Annotated in this window: 8 protein-coding genes; all 8 read left to right on the top strand. The window is 67.4% G+C overall.

Features of this window, described 5'->3' with window-relative positions:
• Window positions 1-20: 20 nt before the first annotated feature.
• A complete protein-coding gene (locus ACWDX9_RS01550) occupies window positions 21-3,071 on the top strand; it encodes a lantibiotic dehydratase (RefSeq protein ID WP_449947702.1) in 3,051 nt (1,016 codons plus the stop codon).
• Window positions 3,068-4,207 (top strand): lanthionine synthetase C family protein, encoded by a 1,140-nt coding sequence (locus ACWDX9_RS01555; RefSeq protein ID WP_449947705.1) that lies wholly within the window; start codon window positions 3,068-3,070, stop codon window positions 4,205-4,207. Before ACWDX9_RS01550 ends, ACWDX9_RS01555 begins: the two co-directional genes overlap by 4 nt.
• Window positions 4,189-5,154 carry a thiopeptide-type bacteriocin biosynthesis protein gene (locus tag ACWDX9_RS01560; protein WP_449947708.1) on the top strand — a complete coding sequence of 322 codons (966 nt, stop codon included), beginning with the start codon at window positions 4,189-4,191 and terminating at the stop codon, window positions 5,152-5,154. The genes ACWDX9_RS01555 and ACWDX9_RS01560 overlap by 19 nt, the downstream gene beginning before the upstream one ends.
• The gene (locus ACWDX9_RS01565) at window positions 5,151-6,293 is read left to right on the top strand and encodes a hypothetical protein (RefSeq protein WP_449947711.1); all 1,143 of its coding nucleotides are present in this window, start codon (window positions 5,151-5,153) and stop codon (window positions 6,291-6,293) included. The genes ACWDX9_RS01560 and ACWDX9_RS01565 overlap by 4 nt, the downstream gene beginning before the upstream one ends.
• Before the next feature lie 528 nt (window positions 6,294-6,821).
• Window positions 6,822-11,624, top strand: coding sequence for a BREX system serine/threonine kinase PglW (pglW, locus tag ACWDX9_RS01570; protein WP_449947713.1), 4,803 nt, complete (start codon window positions 6,822-6,824; stop codon window positions 11,622-11,624).
• Entirely contained in the window at window positions 11,621-15,244 is a 3,624-nt protein-coding gene (pglX, locus tag ACWDX9_RS01575) for a BREX-2 system adenine-specific DNA-methyltransferase PglX (RefSeq protein ID WP_449947716.1), read from the top strand. The genes pglW and pglX overlap by 4 nt, the downstream gene beginning before the upstream one ends.
• 66 nt (window positions 15,245-15,310) lie before the next feature.
• Window positions 15,311-19,186, top strand: coding sequence for a BREX-2 system ATPase PglY (gene pglY / locus ACWDX9_RS01580; protein ID WP_449947719.1), 3,876 nt, complete (start codon window positions 15,311-15,313; stop codon window positions 19,184-19,186).
• A gap of 35 nt (window positions 19,187-19,221) precedes the next feature.
• The coding region (pglZ, locus tag ACWDX9_RS01585) for a BREX-2 system phosphatase PglZ (RefSeq protein WP_449947721.1) at window positions 19,222-20,888 on the top strand (1,667 nt) is incomplete at its 3' end.

The raw sequence follows: 20,888 nt of genomic DNA on the forward strand, positions 1-20,888 counted from the left end.
ACCCCCTGAGGCGGAGGATCATGAGATCAGCGCCGTTCTTCCGGCCCTCTGGCCCGGTACTGGCCCGGGTGAGCACCTACCCGGACGGGTTGGAGGCGCCCAATCACCTCAACAATGCGGACGCCCAGGCCGAAGCCGATCGGCGATGGCTGACCCAGGTCTGGGCTCGTCCCGACGTCCGGGCAGCCCTGCGCTTGGCCAGCCCGTCCCTGGCCGGCCAGCTCGACATCGTCACCTCCGAGGAGGCGAGTGCCGAGCGGCTACGGCGGCTCACGCTGACCGTAGTGTCCTATCTGCTGCGCTGGCAGCGCCGACCGGTCCCGTTCGGGTCGTTCGCCGGGATCGCACCAGCACGCGTCGGAGACGCTGTGAAGTCCTGCTTCGGCTCGGACCATCAGGTGGTGATGCGCGCTGATGGTCAGTGGCTCGCCACGCTCGTTGACCGGCTGGAGAGGCATCCCGAGCTCCTGGCCCGTCTGCCGGTGCTGGTCAACAACACGTGCTTCGTGCGGGGCGACCGGCTCATCATCCCCGACCGCCCGAGCGTCGGGCAGCCAGGTCCGCTGACCGAAATCTCGATCCGCCACACCAGGCCCGTGCGGCTCGCCCTGAAGGCGGCAAACGCGCCGGTCCCGTTCGGACGCCTCGCCGAGCAGCTTCACGCGGCGTTCCCCGCCGCCACGCTCAGCACGGTCAGCACAATGCTGGCCGACCTCGTCACGCAAGGGTTTCTGCTGACCGCCTTGCGTCCGCCCTCGACTGTCGTGGACGGCCTGTCGTATGTGATCGCCCAGCTGCACGCCGTCGGCGACGGCCTTGCCGATATCGCGGACCTGCTGAGGGATCTCGAAGGCATTCAGGACGAGCTCGCCCGACCTCCCACGGAGGACCCCCTGGCGCACGCCAACATGGCCGCCGTCGCGGACCGGATGATCTCCGTCTGCGGCGGCACCGATACCGTGCTGGCCGCCGACACCGCGGTGGACGGGCGGATCAGCCTGCCGCGCACGGTGCTGGACGAGGCAGCCACAGCCGCGTCGATGCTGCTACGCCTGACCGCGCGCCCGTTCGGGCCAGAGGTCTGGCGGGACTTCCACCTCGCGTTCCGGGCCCGATACGGACCCGGCGCTCTCGTGCCGATACGAGAACTGATCGCAGACTCAGGGCTCGGGCTTCCCGCCGGATTCCTCGGCGCGGCGCGGGAGCGGCCTCTCCAATCCCTGAGCGACCGCGACAGCACCCTGCTGGCGCTCATCCAACAGGCCGCAGTGGACGGCCGCCCAGAGATCACGCTGACCGAGCCGCTGATCCGACAATTGACGGTCGGCGACCCCGCCGAGATGGTCGTCCCGCAGCGCGCCGAGTTGCCCTTCCAGGTGGACGCGGAATCGGCGAACGCGGTCGCGCGAGGCGCATTCACCTTGTGGGTCACCGGCGCACCGAGGACCAGCAGCAGCATGGCCGGCCGATTCGCCCACCTGCTACCACAGGAGGAACGCGACCTACTGGCGGTCTCCTTCGCGCCTGATGATGACGCGGTCGCGGCGCAGCTGTCCTTCCCACCCCGCCGCAAGCACAACGAAAACGTCGTCCGCGTCCCGCAGCTCCTGCCCGGGGTGATCCCTCTGGCCGAGCATCCCGCCACCGGCACCGACCCGATCAGCGTGGACGACCTCGCAGTGACCGCCGACGCGACCCAGATGTACCTGATCCAGCTCTCGACCGGCCACCGCATCGTGCCCTGGGCATTACACGCGCTGGAGGCGTCGCTACACACCCCGCCGCTGGCCCGGTTCCTCGCCGGAGTACCGCGCGCCCGCCACGCCGTCTACGGGCTATTCGACTGGGGCGCGGCCCGCAAGCTGCCGCACCTGCCGCGCCTCCGCTACGGCCGTACGGTGCTGGCCCCGGCCCGCTGGATCCTCAATGCTTCCAACCTGGGCACGCGGCGCGACCCCGTACCGGTGTGGGAGAAGCACCTTGATGCGTGGCGTGACCGATGGTGCGTCCCCTCCTGGGTCGTGCTGTACCAGGAAGAAGCTCGGCTCCCGCTCGACCTCGACTCTCGTCTGGACCGGATCCTGCTGCGCAGCCGCCTCGACCGCGCCGGGCAGGTCGAACTTCGCGAACACCCCTCCGGGAACTGGACCGGCCGGGCGTGTGAGTTCCTCGCCACGCTGACCGCTGCCCCACCCACGCACCGCTCTGCCCCGCCCACTGTCCTGGAGCGACCCGCCGCGATACTGATGCCCGGCGCCAGCAGCATGATCCACGCGCAGTTGCACGGTCACCCCGACCGTTACGACGAGATCCTGACCGGCCACCTGCCCCGCCTCCTTGAGGCCCTCGACCTAGATGGCTGGTGGTTCCGCCGCCACCGCGACACCCTTCGGCCTGACAGCGCCCAAGAGCTGTGGCTCTACCTCCAGCTCGCCCACCCCGACCAGTACGGCGCAGCCGCCGCCCACCTGGCCGACTTCGCAAGCGACCTGCAAGCGCAGGGACTGCTCGCCCACCTGTCGCTCGCCGCCTACCAGCCGCAGACCGGCCGATACGGACCCGGGACGGCGATGGCGGCCGCGCACCGGGTGGCCGCCGCCGACTCCGCTGCAGCACTGGCACAGATCACGATGGCCACGCTCGCCGGGCTGTCCGGCCAGGCGATCGCCGCGGCGTCGATGGCCGATCTCGCCGCCGGCCTCGCCGCGTCCGAAGAGGGGTACGGGTGGCTGGTCAACCAGCTCGACCGCGAGTTCGGGGAGCTCGACCGGGCGCTGCGGGACACGACGCTGCTCCTGGCCGACCCCGCCAACCACTATCAGGTCTTGCGCGGCCACCCGGGCGGCGCGGCGGTGGCCGACGTATGGGCGGCGCGGCGGGCCGAGCTGAACGCGTACCGCGCCCAGCTCGGCCGCCACCACCGTCTGCCCATCACCGTGCTGCGGTCCCTGCTGCACGACCATCACGTGCGTGCCCTCGGCGTCGACCCCGTCACCGAGGCCGTCACCAACCGTCTGGCCCGCGCCGCCGCAATGCGCCGCCTAGCCCTCACCGAACGGATTACGCCATGACCACGCCACCCCATGCACCGGCGCAGTCGCTGGCCAGGGGTGTTGCCGGAACGGCGCTGCTACATATCGAACGCGCCCACACGGGAGCGCAGTCATGGCGCGCTGTGCACACCTGGATTCAGGCTGCCACCCGCGACGACATCAGCGCGGCCGACGACGCCGGACTCTATTTCGGAGCCCCGGCCATCAGCTTCATCCTGCACGCGGCTCAGATCGGCCATGCCCGCCGCTATGACACCGCCGCTATCGACGGCTCCGTCATCCGGCTCGCTGAACGACGGCTGGCGCACGCGACCGCCCGCGTCGATCGGCGCGAAGCGGCGACGTTCGCGGAATACGACGTGTTCTATGGCCTGACCGGGATCGCCGCGCTGCTCCTCCGCTACATTCCGGACGCCGACGTCCTGCCCTCGATCCTGTCCCACCTGGTACGGCTGACCCAGTCGGCCGACGACGGGCTGCCCGGTTGGTGGGTCAGCCACGGCCCCGGTCCAGCCTCACCCACCCCGGGCGGGCACGCCAACTTCGGCATGGCCCACGGCATCACGGGCGTGCTCGCCCTGCTCTCCATAGCCTCGCGCGACGGCATCGTCGTGGACGGGCAGGCCGACGCCATCCAGCGTGTCTGTGACTGGCTGGACCAGTGGCGCCAGGACGGCGAGACCGGACCGTGGTGGCCGCAGTGGATCACCCGCTCGGAGCTGGAGACCGGCCACGTCCTGCAGAAGGCACCGCTGCGCCCCTCATGGTGCTACAGCACTCCGGGGATCGCCCGCGCTCTCCAGTTGGCCGGAATCGCCCTCCGCGACACAGCCCGCCAGGACATGGCCGAGCACGCCATGGCCGCCTGCCTCGCCGATCCCACCCAGCTCGGGCACCTCACCGAACCAGGGCTCTGCCACGGCGTCGCCGGCGTCTACCAGACCGCATGGCGCGCGTCCCGCGACGCCCTCGGCCCCGGGATCACCGCCCGCCTTCCCACGCTGGCCATCCTGCTCAACAAGCACGACGTAGCAGAGCGGTACTACGACGGCAGCCTGCTCGACGGATCCGCTGGCCTTGCTCTGGCCGTGCACACCTCCGCGTACGACACACCCCCGCACTCGGGATGGGACACATGCCTACTGATCACCTGACCACTGCCGAGCCAAGCCGGCTAACCGATGCCGTGCTGGCGGTTCTATCCGGCACCCCCGTAACCGTGGCTGCGGCGGCGATCGACGCACAACCCGGCAACCTCACCGACGCGATCGAGGTCTACCAGGCGGCCGGACGCGAGGCGCTGGAGGCCCGCGGCGCCGACAACGCCTGGTACCAGGTCAACGCGGATTTCCCCGACACAGCCGATACCGCAGCCGCTGCCATCGGCCAGCAACTGGACCGCCTTCACGAACTGGTCGGCGCCTGGTGGTTCATCCGCAAGCAGCCCGGCCTGCGGCTACGGCTACGCCCACGCTCCGACTGCACCGCCATGAGAGCGGCAATCAACGCCGCACTGAACGACCTCGCCCGCTCCGGGGCGATCTCACGCTGGCGGCCGGCCATCTACGAGCCGGAAACCGCCGCGTTCGGCGGACCCACCAGCATGGACATCGCCCATGACCTGTTCTGTGCCGACAGCCGTCACATCGTCACCTACCTGCGGCAATCGGCGCCAGACGTGGGCCGCAAGGAGGTATCGATGCTGCTTCTCGGCACCATGCTGAGCACCTGCCTGGACCGTTTCGAACGCGGCGACGTCTGGCACCGCGTCGCCGAACTACGCCCTCTGCCCACGCCCCCGTCTCCCGGCCAGATGGAGGCGCTGGCTGACAAGATCCGCCCTCTGGTCGCCTCTCCTCTCAGCCCCATCGCCCCTGCCGGGCCGCTCGCCTTTGCCGCACCTTGGGCAGACGACTTCCGCCAGGCTGGGCAATCCCTGTACGAGGCGGCCACCGCCGGACACCTCACCCGGGGCATCCGCAACGTCTTTACGCACCACGTGATCTTCCACTGGAACCGGCTCGGCCTGTCCGCAACCGCACAGGGTGTCCTCAGCCGCGCAGCCTGCGAAGCGCTCCTCCCCGCCGGGAGCCGGCCATGACGGCGGCCGATATGGCCCGGCTCGCCCGCTGGTTCCCGCTGGTCGACCGGCCGCGCCCCACGTACCCGCCCCTCGCCGAACGGGTGGCCGAGGTCCATATTCTCGCCCGCGACGTCGAGGACGCCGCCGACCCGCTTCTCGGCGCCGCCCGAGCGCTCAATCGGGCCGCCCTAATTGCCAGCGACTGCGGCCTGCCCGAACTGGCGCGAGAACTGTGCTGGCGGCAGGTCGCCCCGTATCGCAACGCTGGCCACCTCACCGTCCGGCAAGCCATGCACATGCTCGAACCCGTGGTGAACCTGGCACGGCTGCGCATCCGGGCAGGCGACGCCGAGACGGCTTGGGCTTCACTCAGCACCCTCTCCCACGCCCTGAAGACCAACACTCTTGCCGTCATCGAGGGCCGGTCGCTGCCGACCCAGGACCTGACCGGCAGCCCGGAGGAGCACCAAGAGCTACGCGTCTGGGCGTATCGCGTCTACCTGTCCGAAGGAACCCGCGCCCTCGTATGCCTCGGCCGGTGGCAGGAAGCGCTCGCCCACGTCGAACAGAACAAGGGGATCGGCCTGCACCTGCTGGACGGCCGCCAGGTCAAGATCGTGAACGCCTGCCTCGGCGGGGACGCGGACGCCGCCCTGGCCGTGCTGGACGGCAGCACGATCACCCAGCCGTGGGAAGCCCAGGTTTCCGCGTGCCTGGAGGTGCTGTGCCGCCTCGTGGACAACCCGCACGCCGACCGGGAGACCTTCCTGATGATCGAACGGTACCTCGCTGGTAGGCCAGAGCCTGGACACGCCGTCTTCCGCGCCCGCCTGGGCCTGGCCGTCGTCGACCTCGCCACCTGCGCCGCTCCCGCCAGGGTCCACTCAGCGTACGCCCGCCTCATGGAAGACGCTCTCGACTCCGCGGACGGCTACGTGGCACGGGAAGTACTCGCCCACGACGGGTGCCGAGCGTTCCTCAACCACGTCGACGAGAAGGCGCTCACCTCCGCAGCAGAAGCCGCCGGGCTCGGGCACAGCACTATCCCGGACCCGCTGATGGCTGATCTCCTCACAGCCGTGGAGAGCAGCGAGACAGCGATCGAACGCACCCTGGGGGCGTCCACACGTGTCGTCAGCGGGTCATCGCGACCTTGAAGGCCTGCGAGGCGCTGACCAAGCTGCGCCGCTCCCCACGCCGCACAGTCCCGATCGTACAGGCCATCCTCGTATTCCCCTTCTGAGAGGGGCGTTACTCATGGTGACAAGGAGTCAATTGCCCGACCTTCTCGAAACGGTCATACAGGCACTTACTTCGCGCTAGCCGTGAATTTAGGCTGAGCCCTATCTCGCCAAGGCATGCATTTTAATCAGCAGGTACTTTCTGCACGCAAAGCCTCGAACGCTTCCATCTATTAGAACAATGACACCCAATAGCTCAAGAATTCAGGGAATAGGTAGGGGCATATGAGCAGATATCGTTCACATGTTCGCCTACTGCTGCCCATTCATCGCAAAGCAGCCCTACAAGGACGGAAAGCATCGGGGAGTAGCAAACGCGCTCGACCATGAGGGTTCGGTAATACGCCTCGCATTCCTGTTTGAACGGGCACATACGACTTCTAGGGGCATCACAGACCCCGCTAGCGGCCGATCAGGCTACCCCGCCTCGTCGCGTCGGCGCAGGTGAACGCGATCCACATCAACGGCGAAACTTCCGAACGCGCCAACAATCGCAAAGACTTGGCGCGCAACTATTGCTGTTGCTTTACCTTTGGGCGGACAATTCAGCTTCAGTTCAGCGACCGACAGGGCCCGATACGACAGCGGAGAGACTGCATGCTCGAAGGTCGGTGGACCACAGTCACTGAGTCCGAGTTTGACCATGAGCGCCGTGGCCTGGAGGCCATCCGCGAGAAGCTCCCGGACGCCGAGCCTTGGCGGGCCTGGTCGAACTTCACCTTCACTGCACACGCCGGGCACGTGCGTGAAGTCGACCTTCTCATCGTCACTCCCGGCGGCGTGTGCATTGTCGAGCTGAAGGACTGGCGCGGCAGCCTCACCACCGAAAACGGCACTTGGGTGCAAACTACCAAGGATGGCCGCCGCATCCCCCATGGGAACCCCCTGCACCTGGTGAACAAGAAGGCCAAGGAGCTGGCGGCGCTGCTGGGGCAGTACGGCAAGCGCGTGTGGGTGTCCGCTGCGGTCTGCTTCACCGACTCCTCGCTCAGGGTTCGCCTGCCCGCCCATGATCAGAACGGCGTCTACACGATCAACGGGCTTGTGGAAATGCTGCATCGGCCGGCGCACGACGACCGGCGGCGGATCACCCCGAGAGACTCCCGGGAGGTCAAAGCCGCCCTGGAGCAGGTGGGCATCCGCCGCAGTGACGCCGAGTACAAGGTCGGCCCGTACCTCCTGGAACGCAAGTCCTTCGACACCGGCCCCACCTGGGCTGACTATCTGGCCCGCCACAGCGAACTGCCCGAGGTGGCCCGGGTTCGCATTTACCTGCGTGAGCGTGGCTCGGACGCTTCGATCCGCACTTCGGTGGAGAACGCTGCCCGGCGTGAGGCGGCCGTACTCCGCCGCTTCCACCATCCCGGCGTCGTCCAGTTGAAGCAGTATGACCCCTCAGGACACTCGGCCGGCCCTGCGCTGATCTTCGAATACCGCCCTCAGACCTTGCGCCTAGATGACTACCTGGTTCAGCACGGCGACAAGATCGACATCCTCGGCCGAATGGCCCTGGTCCGGCAGCTGGCCGAGACGATGCGCTCGGCGCACTCCAGCCGCATCCATCACCGCGCGCTGGCCGCGCGATCCGTGCACGTGGTCCCCCGCGACCGAGGCCGCGAGGGCAGGACCATCGGGGAGGAGACTGCTTGGCGCGCCCCACACCTACAGATCTCCGACTGGCAGATCGCCACGCAACGCAACGGCAGCGGGCCATCGCAGGGCATGACGAGGTTCGCCCCGACAACTCTGTCAACAATCCACTTGGCCGACGACTCGGACGCGTACCTCGCCCCCGAGCTGACCGCGGTGAGCCCCGACCCCATCGCCCTCGACGTGTACGGGCTCGGCGTCCTCGCCTACCTGCTGGTGACAGGCAGGCCCCCGGCCACGAGCCAGGCCGAGCTGCTGGCGCGACTGGAAGCTGGGGAAGGACTGCGACCCAGCACGATCGTGGACGGCCTGTCGGAGGACATCGACGATCTGGTCCAGGCCGCGACCGCCTACCGACCGGCGCAGCGGCTCGCCACGGTCGACGAATTTCTGGAGATGCTGGAGTATGTCGAGGACGCGCTGACAACCCCCGTCTCCGGCCCGGCCGACAACGACGCGGTGGCGCAGGCCTCGGAGAAGGATCCGCTGGAGGCCGTGGCAGGCGACGTGCTGGCCGGTCGCTGGGAGGTACGGCGTCGTCTAGGAACCGGCTCGACGAGCCGCGCCTTTCTCGTCCGCGACCTGCGGGCGGACCCGGCGATGCGCGGTGCCCGCGCACTCTCCGTACTGAAGGTCGCCCTGTCCGACAGCCGAGGCGAGGTCTTGGCCCGGGAAGCCGAAGTCATGGGACGGCTCCGCGCCGACTCCCGGATTATCCGGCTGGTCGAGCCGGAGCCGCTGGTCATCGGCGGCCGCACGGCTCTCGTCCTGGAGTATGTCGGCGACGAGCGAGATCCAGAAGAGAACGGGGAATCCGCGGGCGGAACGCGCCGCCGCGAGGAGACCGTGGCGCGCCAGCTGCGCGAGCGCGGCCGACTCCAGGTTGACCAGCTGGATGCGTACGGCGACTACCTGTTCGGCGCGGTCGATTTCCTGGAGGGCGAGGGCGTCTGGCACCGCGACATCAAGCCGGACAACATCGCGATCCGTGTCCGTCCCAACCGCACCCGTGAGTTGGTGCTGATCGACTTCTCACTGGCCGGATACCCGGTGCAGGAGACGGACGCCGGCACGGACGGCTACCTCGACCCGTTCATCGGAACGCTGACCCGGTCGGTGTACGACGCCCAAGCCGAGCGGTACGCCCTCGCCGTCACCCTGCACGAGATGGCCTCCGGCGAGCTGCCCAAGTGGGGCGACGGCAAGGTTTCGCCCCGCCAGACCGATCCCCAGGAGTGGCGGTTCGCGAAGATCGCCGCTGACGCGTTCGACCCTGCGGTCCGGGACGGGCTCGTCGCGTTCTTTCGGAAGGCCCTCCACAGGGACGCCGCGCAACGCTTCCGGGACCTCAAGCCCATGCGGGACGCCTGGAAAAAGATCTTCCTGGACATGACGCAGACGGCACCGTCCGGCCCTCGCGCATCCAGGCACCCGGCGCCCGCCCCGGCCAAGCAGGCAAGTCCGGCGGAGGTCGTCCCGACGATTGCCGACGCCGAGCCGGAGTCCGCCGAGCAGCAGCGTGACCGGCTCGCTGCCGAGGTCACCCGCGAAACACACCTGTCAGCCGCTGGCCTGACGCCGGCCGCCGAATCGTTCCTGTACGGCCTGAGCGTGACGACGGTGGGCGAGCTACTGGACTACAGCCAGCGCAACCTTGTCAACGCCCCCGGCCTAGGCGCCAAGACGCGCAACGAGATCCAGCGCCGTCAGCGAGAGTGGGGCGAGCGGCTGCGCCAGATGCCCCTTTCCCCGCTCACCCCCGAGGGCCGCCTCGCCGCCAAGGATGAGTTGGAGAGGCTCAGTGCTGCAGAGTCCGCCCTGGTGGACACCTTCGCCGTCATCGACGGCGCGGATGACCTTCCCCGGCGCGCCCTGCGCTCCGTCAGCCTCGACACCCTCGCCGCACTGTTGGTCCCAGAGCTGAAGAAGAATGGGTCGAACCAGAACGAGGTCGAGATGGTGCGACTGCTGCTGCGCCTGCCCGACGAACGGGGCGAGCTGCCCGACATCGGGGTCTGGCCGAAGCAGAAAGACGTCTCCGACGCCCTCGGCTTGAGCCGAGGACGTATCCCGCAGATGCTGAAGACTCAGCGGACGCGATGGAAGAAACTTCCAGCCGTGCAGACGCTGCGTGAAGAGATCCTTTCGCTGCTGACCGAGTTTGGCCGGGTCGCCTCCGCTGCTGAGATCGCCGATGCTCTGGCGGTACGGCGCGGCACCCGCCTGCAGGGTCGCGAGCAGCGACGGGCCATGGCCCTGGCCGCCGTGCGGGCCATTGCGGAGGTTGAGCAGCTCGTCCCGGAGGAGAGCGCGTTCCGGCACACCGCCAATCGCGAAGCCACGGACGAGGCGACGAGCGCAGGCCTGCTCGCTCTGGAGGTCGACGAGAACGACGCCCCTGACACCCCCTCCGCTCCCGGCCTGCTCGACTACGCACATCGTCTGGGGCAGGTAGCCGACCGCCTCGCGAAGCTCGACACGCTGCCGACGGCGACGACCGTACTGAGCGAACTGGCGGCGATCTCCCCTCCGCAGGGCGCCATCGAGTGGGACGAGCGCCGTATGGTCGAGTTGGCTGTTGCTGCCTCTCGGAACGCCGCCGCCACCCCGCGGCTGGAGGTCTACCCCCGCGGCCTGGCGCTGGTGCGGGCCCTGCGGCTCACGCAGGCTGGTCTGGTACGGCTCATCCCCGGCGTGCCCGAGGGACGGCAGCCGGGTCTTACCGCCGACGATGTTCACGAGCGGGTGCGCGCCCGCTTCCCTGAACTGACGGACGGCCGGGGCGGGCACGCCCTGCCGACCGGAGGAGCGCTGACCAAGGCTCTGCGGGACGCCGGATTCGACCTGGCCCTGTCCACCCGAGAGGACACCGGGACCCTGCGCTATCTGCCCAAGCGCATGGACGTCGCCTCCAGCTACCTCACCGTACGCGCCTGGCGGCACACCACTGCCAGCACTGGCATCACCCAGTACGCCGATGACCCGCAGATCGCCAGTGCGGCCCGCGCGGAGGAACGGCTCGCCGCCTCGACATGGCGGGACGGCTTCCGGGTGCTGACCGTGCGCGCGGGACTGACCCGGGCGGCCGTCGCCGAGATCTCGGGTGCGTTCAGCAGGTTCGAGGCCCAGGCGGTCTCGGTGACCGAGCTGTTCCTTCAGGTCATGCACGAGCTAGTACCGCCGGGCACGAAGCCCACCTGGGAGACCATCCTCCGCGCGGACAGCGCCAAGCCCGGCACGCGGGCGGCACTGAAGTTCGCAGAGTACGCCCGCACGGCCTGGGGCCGGATCGAACCCAACATCCAGGAGCTGCTGGAGACCGGTACCGGCCCGGTGCTGCTGACGGACGCCGGAGTGTTCGCCCGCTACGACGCGATGGGCGTGCTCGATCGGCTCGCGGCGGCAGCCCGGCAGGGCAGGCGCGGCCTCTGGCTGCTCTGCCCGCAGGGCGACCCGGGACGCGAGCCGCGCCTGGGCACGGTCGCCGTGCCATACCAGGCCGGGTTGGGCGAGTGGATCGAACTACCGGACTCGTGGGTGAGCAACCAGCACCGAGCCGGCGTGAATAGCCAGACGGTATCCGGAGGGGCGAAATGATCGACCGCAAAGCGCTGTTGGATGATCTGAAGCAGCAGGTCAAGGCGGTCGAGAGCGACCTCGCCAAGCAGGCTAGGGGCCTGCCGGAAGTCGGGACGCGGCTGCGCGCCGAGTACGACCAGGCGCGCAAACTGGGTCGGACGGCAACGACCTGGAACACCTGGCTTTACGGTGACGGCAAGAAATATGAGGGACGCATCACGCAGGTTGCCGCGGCGTGGGTGCTGGGCACGGTCTTCGTGCGCTTCTGCGAGGACAACGGGTTGATTCCTGAGCCCTACCTGACTGCTCCGGCAGCCGAGCGCCGAGACCTGGCACAGGCACGGTACGAGGCGTACGTCGAGGACGACCCCGACCCCACATATCGCGGCTGGTTGGAACGTGCCTTCGCGGAGCTGGGCGAGGGCCAGGCGGGCAAGCTACTGTTCGACCGGGTGCACAACCCGCTCTTCCAGATCCCGCTCTCGCACGACGGGGCCCGCGTGCTCGTGGACTTCTGGCGGGAGCGGGACGAGGCAGGCGTGCTCGTTCACGACTTCACCGACCCGCTGGACGACGACAGCACGCGAGGCTGGGACACCCGCTTTCTGGGCGATCTGTATCAGGACCTCTCAGAGACGGCGCGTAAGACGTACGCGCTGCTGCAGACGCCGGAATTCGTGGAGGAGTTCATCCTCGACCGGACGATGGACCCAGCGGTTCGGGAGTTCGGCTTCGAAGAGCTGAAGATGATCGACCCGACCTGCGGGTCGGGTCACTTCGTGCTGGGCGCGTTCAGTCGGCTGGTACGGCTCTGGGCCGAGCGCCGGCCGGATGCCGACCGGCACGAGCGGGTGCGGGCGGCGCTGGACTCGGTTCACGGGGTAGACGTAAACCCGTTCGCGGTGGCGGTCGCCCGGTTCCGCCTGTTGGTGGCGGCAATGGCCGCGGCGGGCAAGCGGACGCTGGCGGACGCCGCCAAGTACGACTGGCCGATCCACCTCGCAATCGGCGATTCCCTCATCAAGGAGCGGCAGCTCGAACTGACCCTGGGCGACGAGGTTCCCCACGACCCGCTAGCGGAGTTTGCCTACTCGGTGGAGGACGTGCACGAGCACCCGGGCATCTTGGAGCACGGCCGTTACCACGTGGTGGTCGGCAACCCGCCGTACATCACGGTCGCGGACAAGAAGCTGAGCGAGTTGTACCGGAAGTTGTACAGCGCCTGCCATAGGGAGTATGCGCTGTCGGTGCCGTTCGCGCAGCGGTTTTTCGAGCTGGCCAAGCGAGGAGACGCCGACGGGCGAGGGTACGGCATGGTCGGTCAGATCACAGCGAACTCGTTCATGAAGCGGGAGTTTGGCGAGAAGCTAATTGAGGAGTTCTTCGCCCATGAGGTGGAACTAACCGAGGTTATCGACACGTCGGGGGCATATATCCCCGGACACGGAACTCCGACGATCATCCTCGTAGGCACACGGCGTTCAGACAAGGAACGGTCAGAGACCATCCGAACAGTTCGGAGCGTCCAGGGTGAGCCAGCAACACCCGAGATCGGTGCGGACGGACTGGTCTGGCGGGCGATCATCGAGCAAATCGATAGGCCGGACTCGATTAGCCCATGGGTGTCGGTAGGCAATCTCGAACGCAAGCGATACTTCAACAGGCAGCCATGGATCTTGAAAGATGGCGGCCTAGAAATGCTCGAAATAATCGAGCACGCATCACAGCTAACTCTCGGCTCCACATGTATACGAATCGGCTTCACCGGAATGACCCATGCTGACGATGTGATGATTCGCCCAAGTCACTCATGGCCTACTGGATTGACTTCGCATCTGATCCCTATCGGATCTGGAGACGAAGTTCGAGATTGGAGTTCAAACACCAACAACGCGGCCTTTTTTCCCTATGCAGAAGATAAGAAACTTAAGTATATCGATAAAGATACAGCAGATTCCCCTGCAATATGGCCTTATCGGACCTATCTGGGGAATCGAGCGGATTTCGGTGGCGGAACCTACTATTCCGCAGGTCGTATGTGGTGGGCGTGGCATCAGTTGCCCAGAGATATCGAGGCTCATCCTTGGTCCATACCGTTCGCCTTTGTGACTACACACAATCATTTCGTGCTGAACCGAGGCTGGGTGCTGTTCAAACAATCCGCACCGGTGATCAAGTTGCGGAAGGAGGCAAGCAGAGAAGAGCACCTTCGACTACTTGGGCTACTCAACAGCTCTACCGCGTGTTTCTGGCTCAAGATGGTGAGTCACAACAAGGGTAGCCAAGGGGTCAACGAAGGGTTCAAGGCGCAGGAATGGGAACGCTTCTATGAATTCACTGGCACCAAACTCCAGGAGTTTCCGCTCCCCGCTGAATACCCCACACATCTCGCTGCCATCCTCGACGACCTCGCTCAAGAGTTAGCCGCCACGAGCCCTTCGGCCATCACTAATTCCGGGCCTCCCACGGCTACTGCTCTTCGTGAGGCCAGAACCGCCTGGCACTCCATCCGTGCCAAAATGATCGCCCTCCAGGAAGAACTAGACTGGGAGGTCTACTCTCTCTACAACCTCCACCCCGAGGGCCTGCGCACTCTTGACGAGGCCGACATCCCTGAACTGGTTCTTGGCGAACGGGCCTTCGAGATCGTGCTCGCCCGCAAGGTGGTCAAGGGAGAGGCGTCCGACGAGTGGTTCAGGCGGCACGAATCCTTGATGATCACGGAGATCCCAGCTCACTGGCCTGAGCCGTACAAGCAGATCGTACAGAGGCGCATCGACGCGATCGAGTCGTCCCAAGCTATCAGGATGATCGAGCGGCCGGAATATAAGCGGCGCTGGGCGACCGAGGGGTGGGACGCGCTCCAGGAGAAGGCGCTGCGATCCTGGCTACTGGACCGAATCGAGAAGCGTGAGCACTGGTACGACGAGAATAGACAGCCTGCCATGGTCACGCTTGCCCGGCTTGTTGACGCCCTCTCCCGTGACGACGAGGACTTCGTCTCCGTTGCCGCCTTCTACGCCCCCCGCCGGGAGCTGGCGGCCGTGGTCGCCGACCTGATGGTCGACCAGCACGTGCCGTTCCTTGCCGCTCTGAGCTACAAGCCGAGCGGGCTAAAGAAGCGTGCCGACTGGGAGCACGCCTGGGATTTGCAACGCCAGGAGGACGCAGCTCCGGACGAGTCGGTCAAGCGGAAAATCCGGGATTCGATCCCGGTGCCGCCGAGGTACACCTCGGCCGACTTTGTCAAGCCGTCTTACTGGCGGACGCGTGGCAAGCTTGACGTGCCCAAGGAGCGGTTCATCTCCTACTCCTCGACCACGTCCGGCGCCCCTGAACTGTATGGCTGGGCAGGCTGGGACCACCGGGAGCACGCGCAGGCTCTGGCCACGTACTTCACCAACCATCCCCTCACGACCGAGGAGATCACGCCGTTTCTGGCGGGTCTGCTGGAGCTGCAGCCGTGGTTGTACCAGTGGCACCACGAGATCGACACGATGTACAGCGGCTCCCCGGCCGACTTCTTCGCGAGCTACCGGCAGCACATCCAGGGTGAGCACGGCCTGACCGACGACGACCTGCGGAACTGGCGAGCGCCTGCGCACGCCCGTGGACGCCGTCCCGCCACGAAGACGTAGCGGGGCGCATCGGGCACACGACACAGACGTACGGCACGGCGGCAGCGAAGGAGAACGAGACAGTCCATGGCAGAGCAGCCTCTCCTAAGGGATGTCATCGACATCAAAGAGTCCATCTCCACCTCGGACTTCGTGCTGAGCCTCGCCGAGGCGGTAACGACCGAGGGGGCCGGGCACGCCCTCAAGGACTACGTCGTCACCGAGCGGCTGCTGGAGAACTTCGACGAGGCGCTCGGGCTGATCAAGTCCGCTCTCGATGGGCGCACCTCAAAGGCCTCCTACCTGCACGGTTCGTTCGGCTCCGGTAAGTCACACTTCATGGCCGTGCTGTACGCGCTGCTCAGCGGGAACCCGGCAGCCCGCGCACGCGGTGAGTTCGATCGGGTGCTGGCCAAGCACGAGTGGCTGGACACCGACGGTAAAAAGTTCCTGCTCGTGCCGTACCACATGCTCGGTGCCAAGGCCCTGGAGCAGCGGGTGCTGGGCGGCTATGTCAGCCATGTCAAGGAGCTGCACCCGGACGCGACAATCCCGCAGGTGTACCGGACGGACGCGCTGTTCATCGACATCCGGGCCATGCGGGAGAGCATGGGAGACGCGGCGGTCATCGGCGGGCTGGGCTACAGCGGCGGGGAGGTGGACGAGGACGACGAGTGGGGTGAGTCGTTCGCCTGGACGCCCGCGCTGCTCGACGCGGCGCTCTCCGCCGAGGAGGCGCACGACGGTGGTACGCCGCTGGACCTCGTGCACCCGAGCACCCCGGCCGAACTGCGGGCCAAGCTCGTGCATGACGCGAGCACCTATCTGCTGCCCGGGTTCGCCAAGAACGCGGCCGAGGACGAGCACGGGTTCATCTCTCTCGACGCCGGCCTGTCCGTCATCGCTGAGCATGCCAGGTCGCTGGGCTACCACGGCCTGATCCTCTTCATGGACGAGCTGATCCTGTGGCTGGCGACGCTCATCCACGACCAAAGGTTCGTGGCCCGCGAGGCCAGCAAGATCACGAACTTTGTGGAGGGCGGGGACGCCAGGCGGGCTATCCCGATCGTCTCCTTCATCGCCCGCCAGCGCGACCTGCGCGAGCTGGTCGGCGAGGAGGTCTCGGGCGCGGCGGAGGCGTCGATCCAAGACACGCTGAACCTCGCCTCAGGACGGTTCGACAAGATCACGCTGGAGGACCGGGACCTCCCGCGGATCGCACACGCCCGCCTGCTGACGCCCCAGCCGGGCCAAGAGGCTCTGATCGGCGCGGCGTTCGAGCGGACCAAGAAGATCGGCTCGCAGGTTTGGGACACGCTGCTCGGCTCGGACAAGGGGACGACGGGGGCGGACGAGGATTCGTTCCGGCTGACCTATCCCTTCTCGCCCGCCTTCATGGACACCCTGGTCCACATCTCCTCCGCACTACAGCGCTCCCGCACTGGTCTCAAGCTGATGGGCCAGCTGCTCGCCCGCCGCCGGGACGACCTTCGGCTCGGGGATCTGGTCCCGGTGGGCGACCTGTATCCGGTGCTCGCCGATGGTGGTGACAAGCCGTTCGTGGACAGCCTGAAGGTGGTCTTCGAAGCCGCCGACAAGCTATACAAGACGAAGCTGCGGCCATACCTGCTGACCTCTTACGACGTCAGTGAGGACGACGTCGAGCGGTACCTGCACCGGCCCGACAGAGTCACCGACCCCGGTCTGGTCCAGCGCTGCAAGTCGTTCGTCGGGGACAACCGTCTAGTCTGCACACTGCTGCTCTCGGCGCTAGCGCCCAGCGTGCCCGCTCTCAGCGACCTGACGATCCGCCGCCTCGGCGCGCTCAACCACGGCTCGGTGATCGCGCCGATCCCGGGCAGCGAGGTCGGCATCATCAAGAGCAAGGTGGCCGAGTGGGCCGCCCGCTTCCCCGAGGTCAAAGAGACCGGCACCGGCGCCAACGCGGGTGTGCGGCTGGAGCTGTCCGGTGTCGACGTCGACTCGATCATCGCGAACGCCGCTGTCAACGACAACCCTGGCAACCGGATGGCACTCGTCAAGCGACTGCTCGCCGATGAACTGGGCGTAGACCGCTCCGACGGCAGGCTCGGCGCCGACGACCTGAACTTCGTCTGGCGCGGCTCCAATCGCTCGACAGAGGTGATCTTCGGCAACATCGCTGACGACGACGACCTGCCCGACCACGAGCTGCAGCCGCAGCTCGACGGCCGGTGGCGTATCGTCGTCGACCTGCCCTTCGACGAAGGGGTGTACGGTCCCGTCGACGACGTCAACCGTATGCGCGCCTTGCGGGAGCGGCAGAGCGAGCCGGCCCGCACAGTCGCCTGGGTGCCCACCCACCTGTCCGCTCAGCGGTTCGCGGACTTCCGCAGGCTCCTCGTCATCGACAAGGCGCTCGACAACGAGCACCGGTTCGCCACGCAGTATGCCGCCCATCTCAATGCCGACAACCGGGCCCGCGCCAAGGGCCTGTTGGAGACCCAGCACGCAGCCCTGCTCAGACAGGTGAAGACCGCTTTCAAGCAGGCGTACGGCCTGGCGGACAAGAAGGCGTCCGACGTCGAGCTGGACTTCGACGACCACCTCGTGGCGCTGCCCGACATCGGCGGCCTGACCATCTCCTTCGCCAAACCGATGCGGGACTCCATCAGGGACATCGCGGGCAAGCTGCTCGCCCACCAGTTCCCCGCGCACCCGGACCTGGACCGGGACGGCACTGGGGTCGCGGTGAAACCGGCCGACGCCAGGACTGTCTTCGCTCACATCCGTACGGCTGCCGAGGCCCGCGACCGTCGGGCTGAGGTACCCGAGAAGGACCGCAAGCTGATGAAGCGGGTGGCCGAGCAGTTGGAGCTCGGACACCAGAAAGAGGCGTATTTCGAGCTGTCCACCCGCTGGGCGGACCACTTCCGCCGGATGGCGCAGCGTGAGGGCTTCACTGGCGACCTCAGTCTGATAACCCTCGTGGACTGGACGGACAAGCCGGACAAGCGCGGGCTGGAGTCGTTTCTCGCCAACCTGGTCGTCGCCGCGTTCGCGGAGATGGACGACCGGGTGTGGGTACGCGGAGGGGTCCCGCTGGACCCAGCGCCGGAGCTATCGCAGGTCAAGGCGGGAGATGCGCTGCGCAGCCAGCCGCTGCCGAGTGAGGACGACTGGATCGAGGCCCGGCGGCGATACGAGGCCATCTTCGGGAACAAGGCGCCGGCGCTGCGACGAGGGCGAATGGTGAACCAGTTCGCCCGGCAGGTCGTGGAGAGCGCCCGAGCACACCAGGAACCCGCGGCGGAGCTGGTCCGCCGCCTGGAGACGCATGCCGCGTTCCTCGCTCTGGACGAGACCGACGAGAAGGGGCGCCTGACGCTTGCCCGGCGCTCGCGTGATCTGCTGAAGGAACTGGTGGCCGTCAGTCAGGGAACAGGTGGGGCAAGCGGAGCGAAGAAGATCATTGAGACACTGGCTCGGTTCGATCTCGGTGAGATGAGCGCCAACCGTTACGGTACCTCCGTCACGCGGGCGCACGACGTCACGCAGGCGCTGACCGCGGCGGCTTGGGACACGCTGGAGCTGGCCGAGGGACAGGGCGCGGAAGGGCAGGCACTGCTGGAGTCCTTGCGCGGGGTCGCACAGGCCGATCAACTGACGGCCGACCTCATCGGTGCTTTGGACAGAACTCGCCGCGAGGTCACCGCGCTGGTCAAGCGCAACCAGCCTCCACCCGTTTCGCCGGGCCGCAGAGCGGTGGATGTGGACCTGGACACGCCTTCGAGCCATCCCGGTGTGCCAGACAACTCCGGCTCCGATACCACCCCCATCCCTACTGCCGGAGTAGCAAGGCTGCGGGGCACGAAGCGCACCACGGCGGCCAAGGCTGCCACAGACATGCAGTCTGAGCTGGCCGAACTGGCGAAGACGAACCCGGGCGCCACTATCGAGATCAGCTGGCGGGTCGTGGACTGATGGGCACAGCGACTACTCACGACTACACAGGCGCGATGCGGCTCACCTCCGCGACCGTCACCCAGTTCCTGTCCGCCCAGTCGTCGCTGGCGGACTCCCTGACCGGCGGCGAGCGGCGGCGTGTCGTGCTGCTGCGCTCAGCGCCTGAATGGGATGGGCCTGAGGAACTGGCCTGGGGCGAGGAACGGCGAGCCCGGATCGCGGCCGCCCCCTCGCCGCTGGCTGTACACGAACTGGCGCTCGGCCACCTGGCGGCGCACGCCGCAGGACCGGCGGTGCTGGTGGTGCTGACCGACCGGGAGCAGAACGAACTCGATCCGGCGATTCTCGCCCGCACGCACAAGCAGCGCATCGAGACCGTCGATGGCTGGAACGTCGTCCGGGACGCGTTCACCGCTGAACAGATCGACTCTCGCCTGAGGGCCGACGGCTGGGCCGCCGAAGCTCTCCTCGACGCCACTCCGCCGGGGGGATGGCCGCCGCTCGCCGGAGGGATGTTGTCCCGCCGTACCGCGTTGTCGGCACTCGCGTTGCGCCGCCTACGCCTCGGCCGCTACGACACTGAAGCGGCGCCGGCAACCGGCCGCACGCAGAGCGATGACGGCCTGGACATCCACACCCTGTTGCGGTGGTCGCTCGCTCCCGGCGGACCAGAGCGGCTCCTTACGCTGCGCGGCCCGGAGCGCACTGGACTTGCGGCGTTCCTCGGCGAAGAGGACCAGGCTGGCCTCGCCGGGCGAGCGCTGCTCGCACTGGTGGAAGCCGAGCACGGAGCGGACGCGGTCCCGTTTGGACTGGTGTGCGCGGCGCTGTGGCTGCACGCCAAGGCCGACACTAAGACGTACCAGGTGCGGGGACGGGCCGAGCGATGGTTTGGGGAGGAGTCGCCCGCGACCGGTGAGGCGCTCGACGCGCTCGTTGCCGCTTTCGCGGGCTCCTGCGAGCAGTTCGTGATCAACCTGCTGGAGGCGGGCCGTACCGGGGGCGACGAGGACACGGCACGCGAGGCACGACGGAACACGGGTACTGTGCTGGACCGGGCCGCCTCTCTGACCCGGCAAGTCGGCGCCGAGACGGCCGTGGAGGCCAGTCCGGTGCTGGTGGCTGGACTAGAGGCCCAGTTCGCGCATGTTGGGCAGGCACTGGCTGCTGGCAAAACGAAGGCACTCACGGACGCTTTACAGGACCTGGACGCTCATTTCCTGGCAGCCGACCCGGACATGCGGGTGCGCATTGAGCGGGCCCGGATGGGACAGCGACTCGCACGGTGGCTCGCCACTGACCCACCCACCGACGCTGAGACGGTTGCGGCGGCGATCGAACGCCACATCGCCGAAACCGGCTGGGTCGACCAGGCCCTGGAGCACGTAGAGGCGGGGGGCGACCCTAACCCCCACTTGAAAGCCGCCTACGACACGCTGGGCTCTCAGGTGCGCAAACGACGACGCAAGATCGACAAGGTCTTCGCGCGTACGCTCGCCAACTGGACTGCGGCGGGTACGGAGCCCGGCTCGATGCTGACCGTGGAGTCCTTCCTTACCCGGGTCGTGAAGCCGGTCGTAGCCACAAAGACGGGGCGGCGCACGCTGCTGCTGCTCCTGGACGGGATGAGCGCGGCGATCGCCACCGAACTGGGCGAGGAACTTCGCCGGCACTGGGCTGAGTACGACCCGCTGCCAGATCTTGCGGACCGACCGCCGAG

It is taken from the genome of Nonomuraea sp. NPDC003201, from assembly GCF_053590415.1.

What these genes read in the sequence shown, in the direction of transcription:
- ACWDX9_RS01550 (WP_449947702.1), top strand. Translation starts at nt 21, where the DNA reads ATGAGATCAGCGCCGTTCTTCCGGCCCTCTGGCCCGGTACTGGCCCGG.
- ACWDX9_RS01555 (WP_449947705.1), top strand. Translation starts at nt 3,068, where the DNA reads ATGACCACGCCACCCCATGCACCGGCGCAGTCGCTGGCCAGGGGTGTT.
- ACWDX9_RS01560 (WP_449947708.1), top strand. Translation starts at nt 4,189, where the DNA reads ATGCCTACTGATCACCTGACCACTGCCGAGCCAAGCCGGCTAACCGAT.
- ACWDX9_RS01565 (WP_449947711.1), top strand. Translation starts at nt 5,151, where the DNA reads ATGACGGCGGCCGATATGGCCCGGCTCGCCCGCTGGTTCCCGCTGGTC.
- pglX (WP_449947716.1), top strand. Translation starts at nt 11,621, where the DNA reads ATGATCGACCGCAAAGCGCTGTTGGATGATCTGAAGCAGCAGGTCAAG.
- pglY (WP_449947719.1), top strand. Translation starts at nt 15,311, where the DNA reads ATGGCAGAGCAGCCTCTCCTAAGGGATGTCATCGACATCAAAGAGTCC.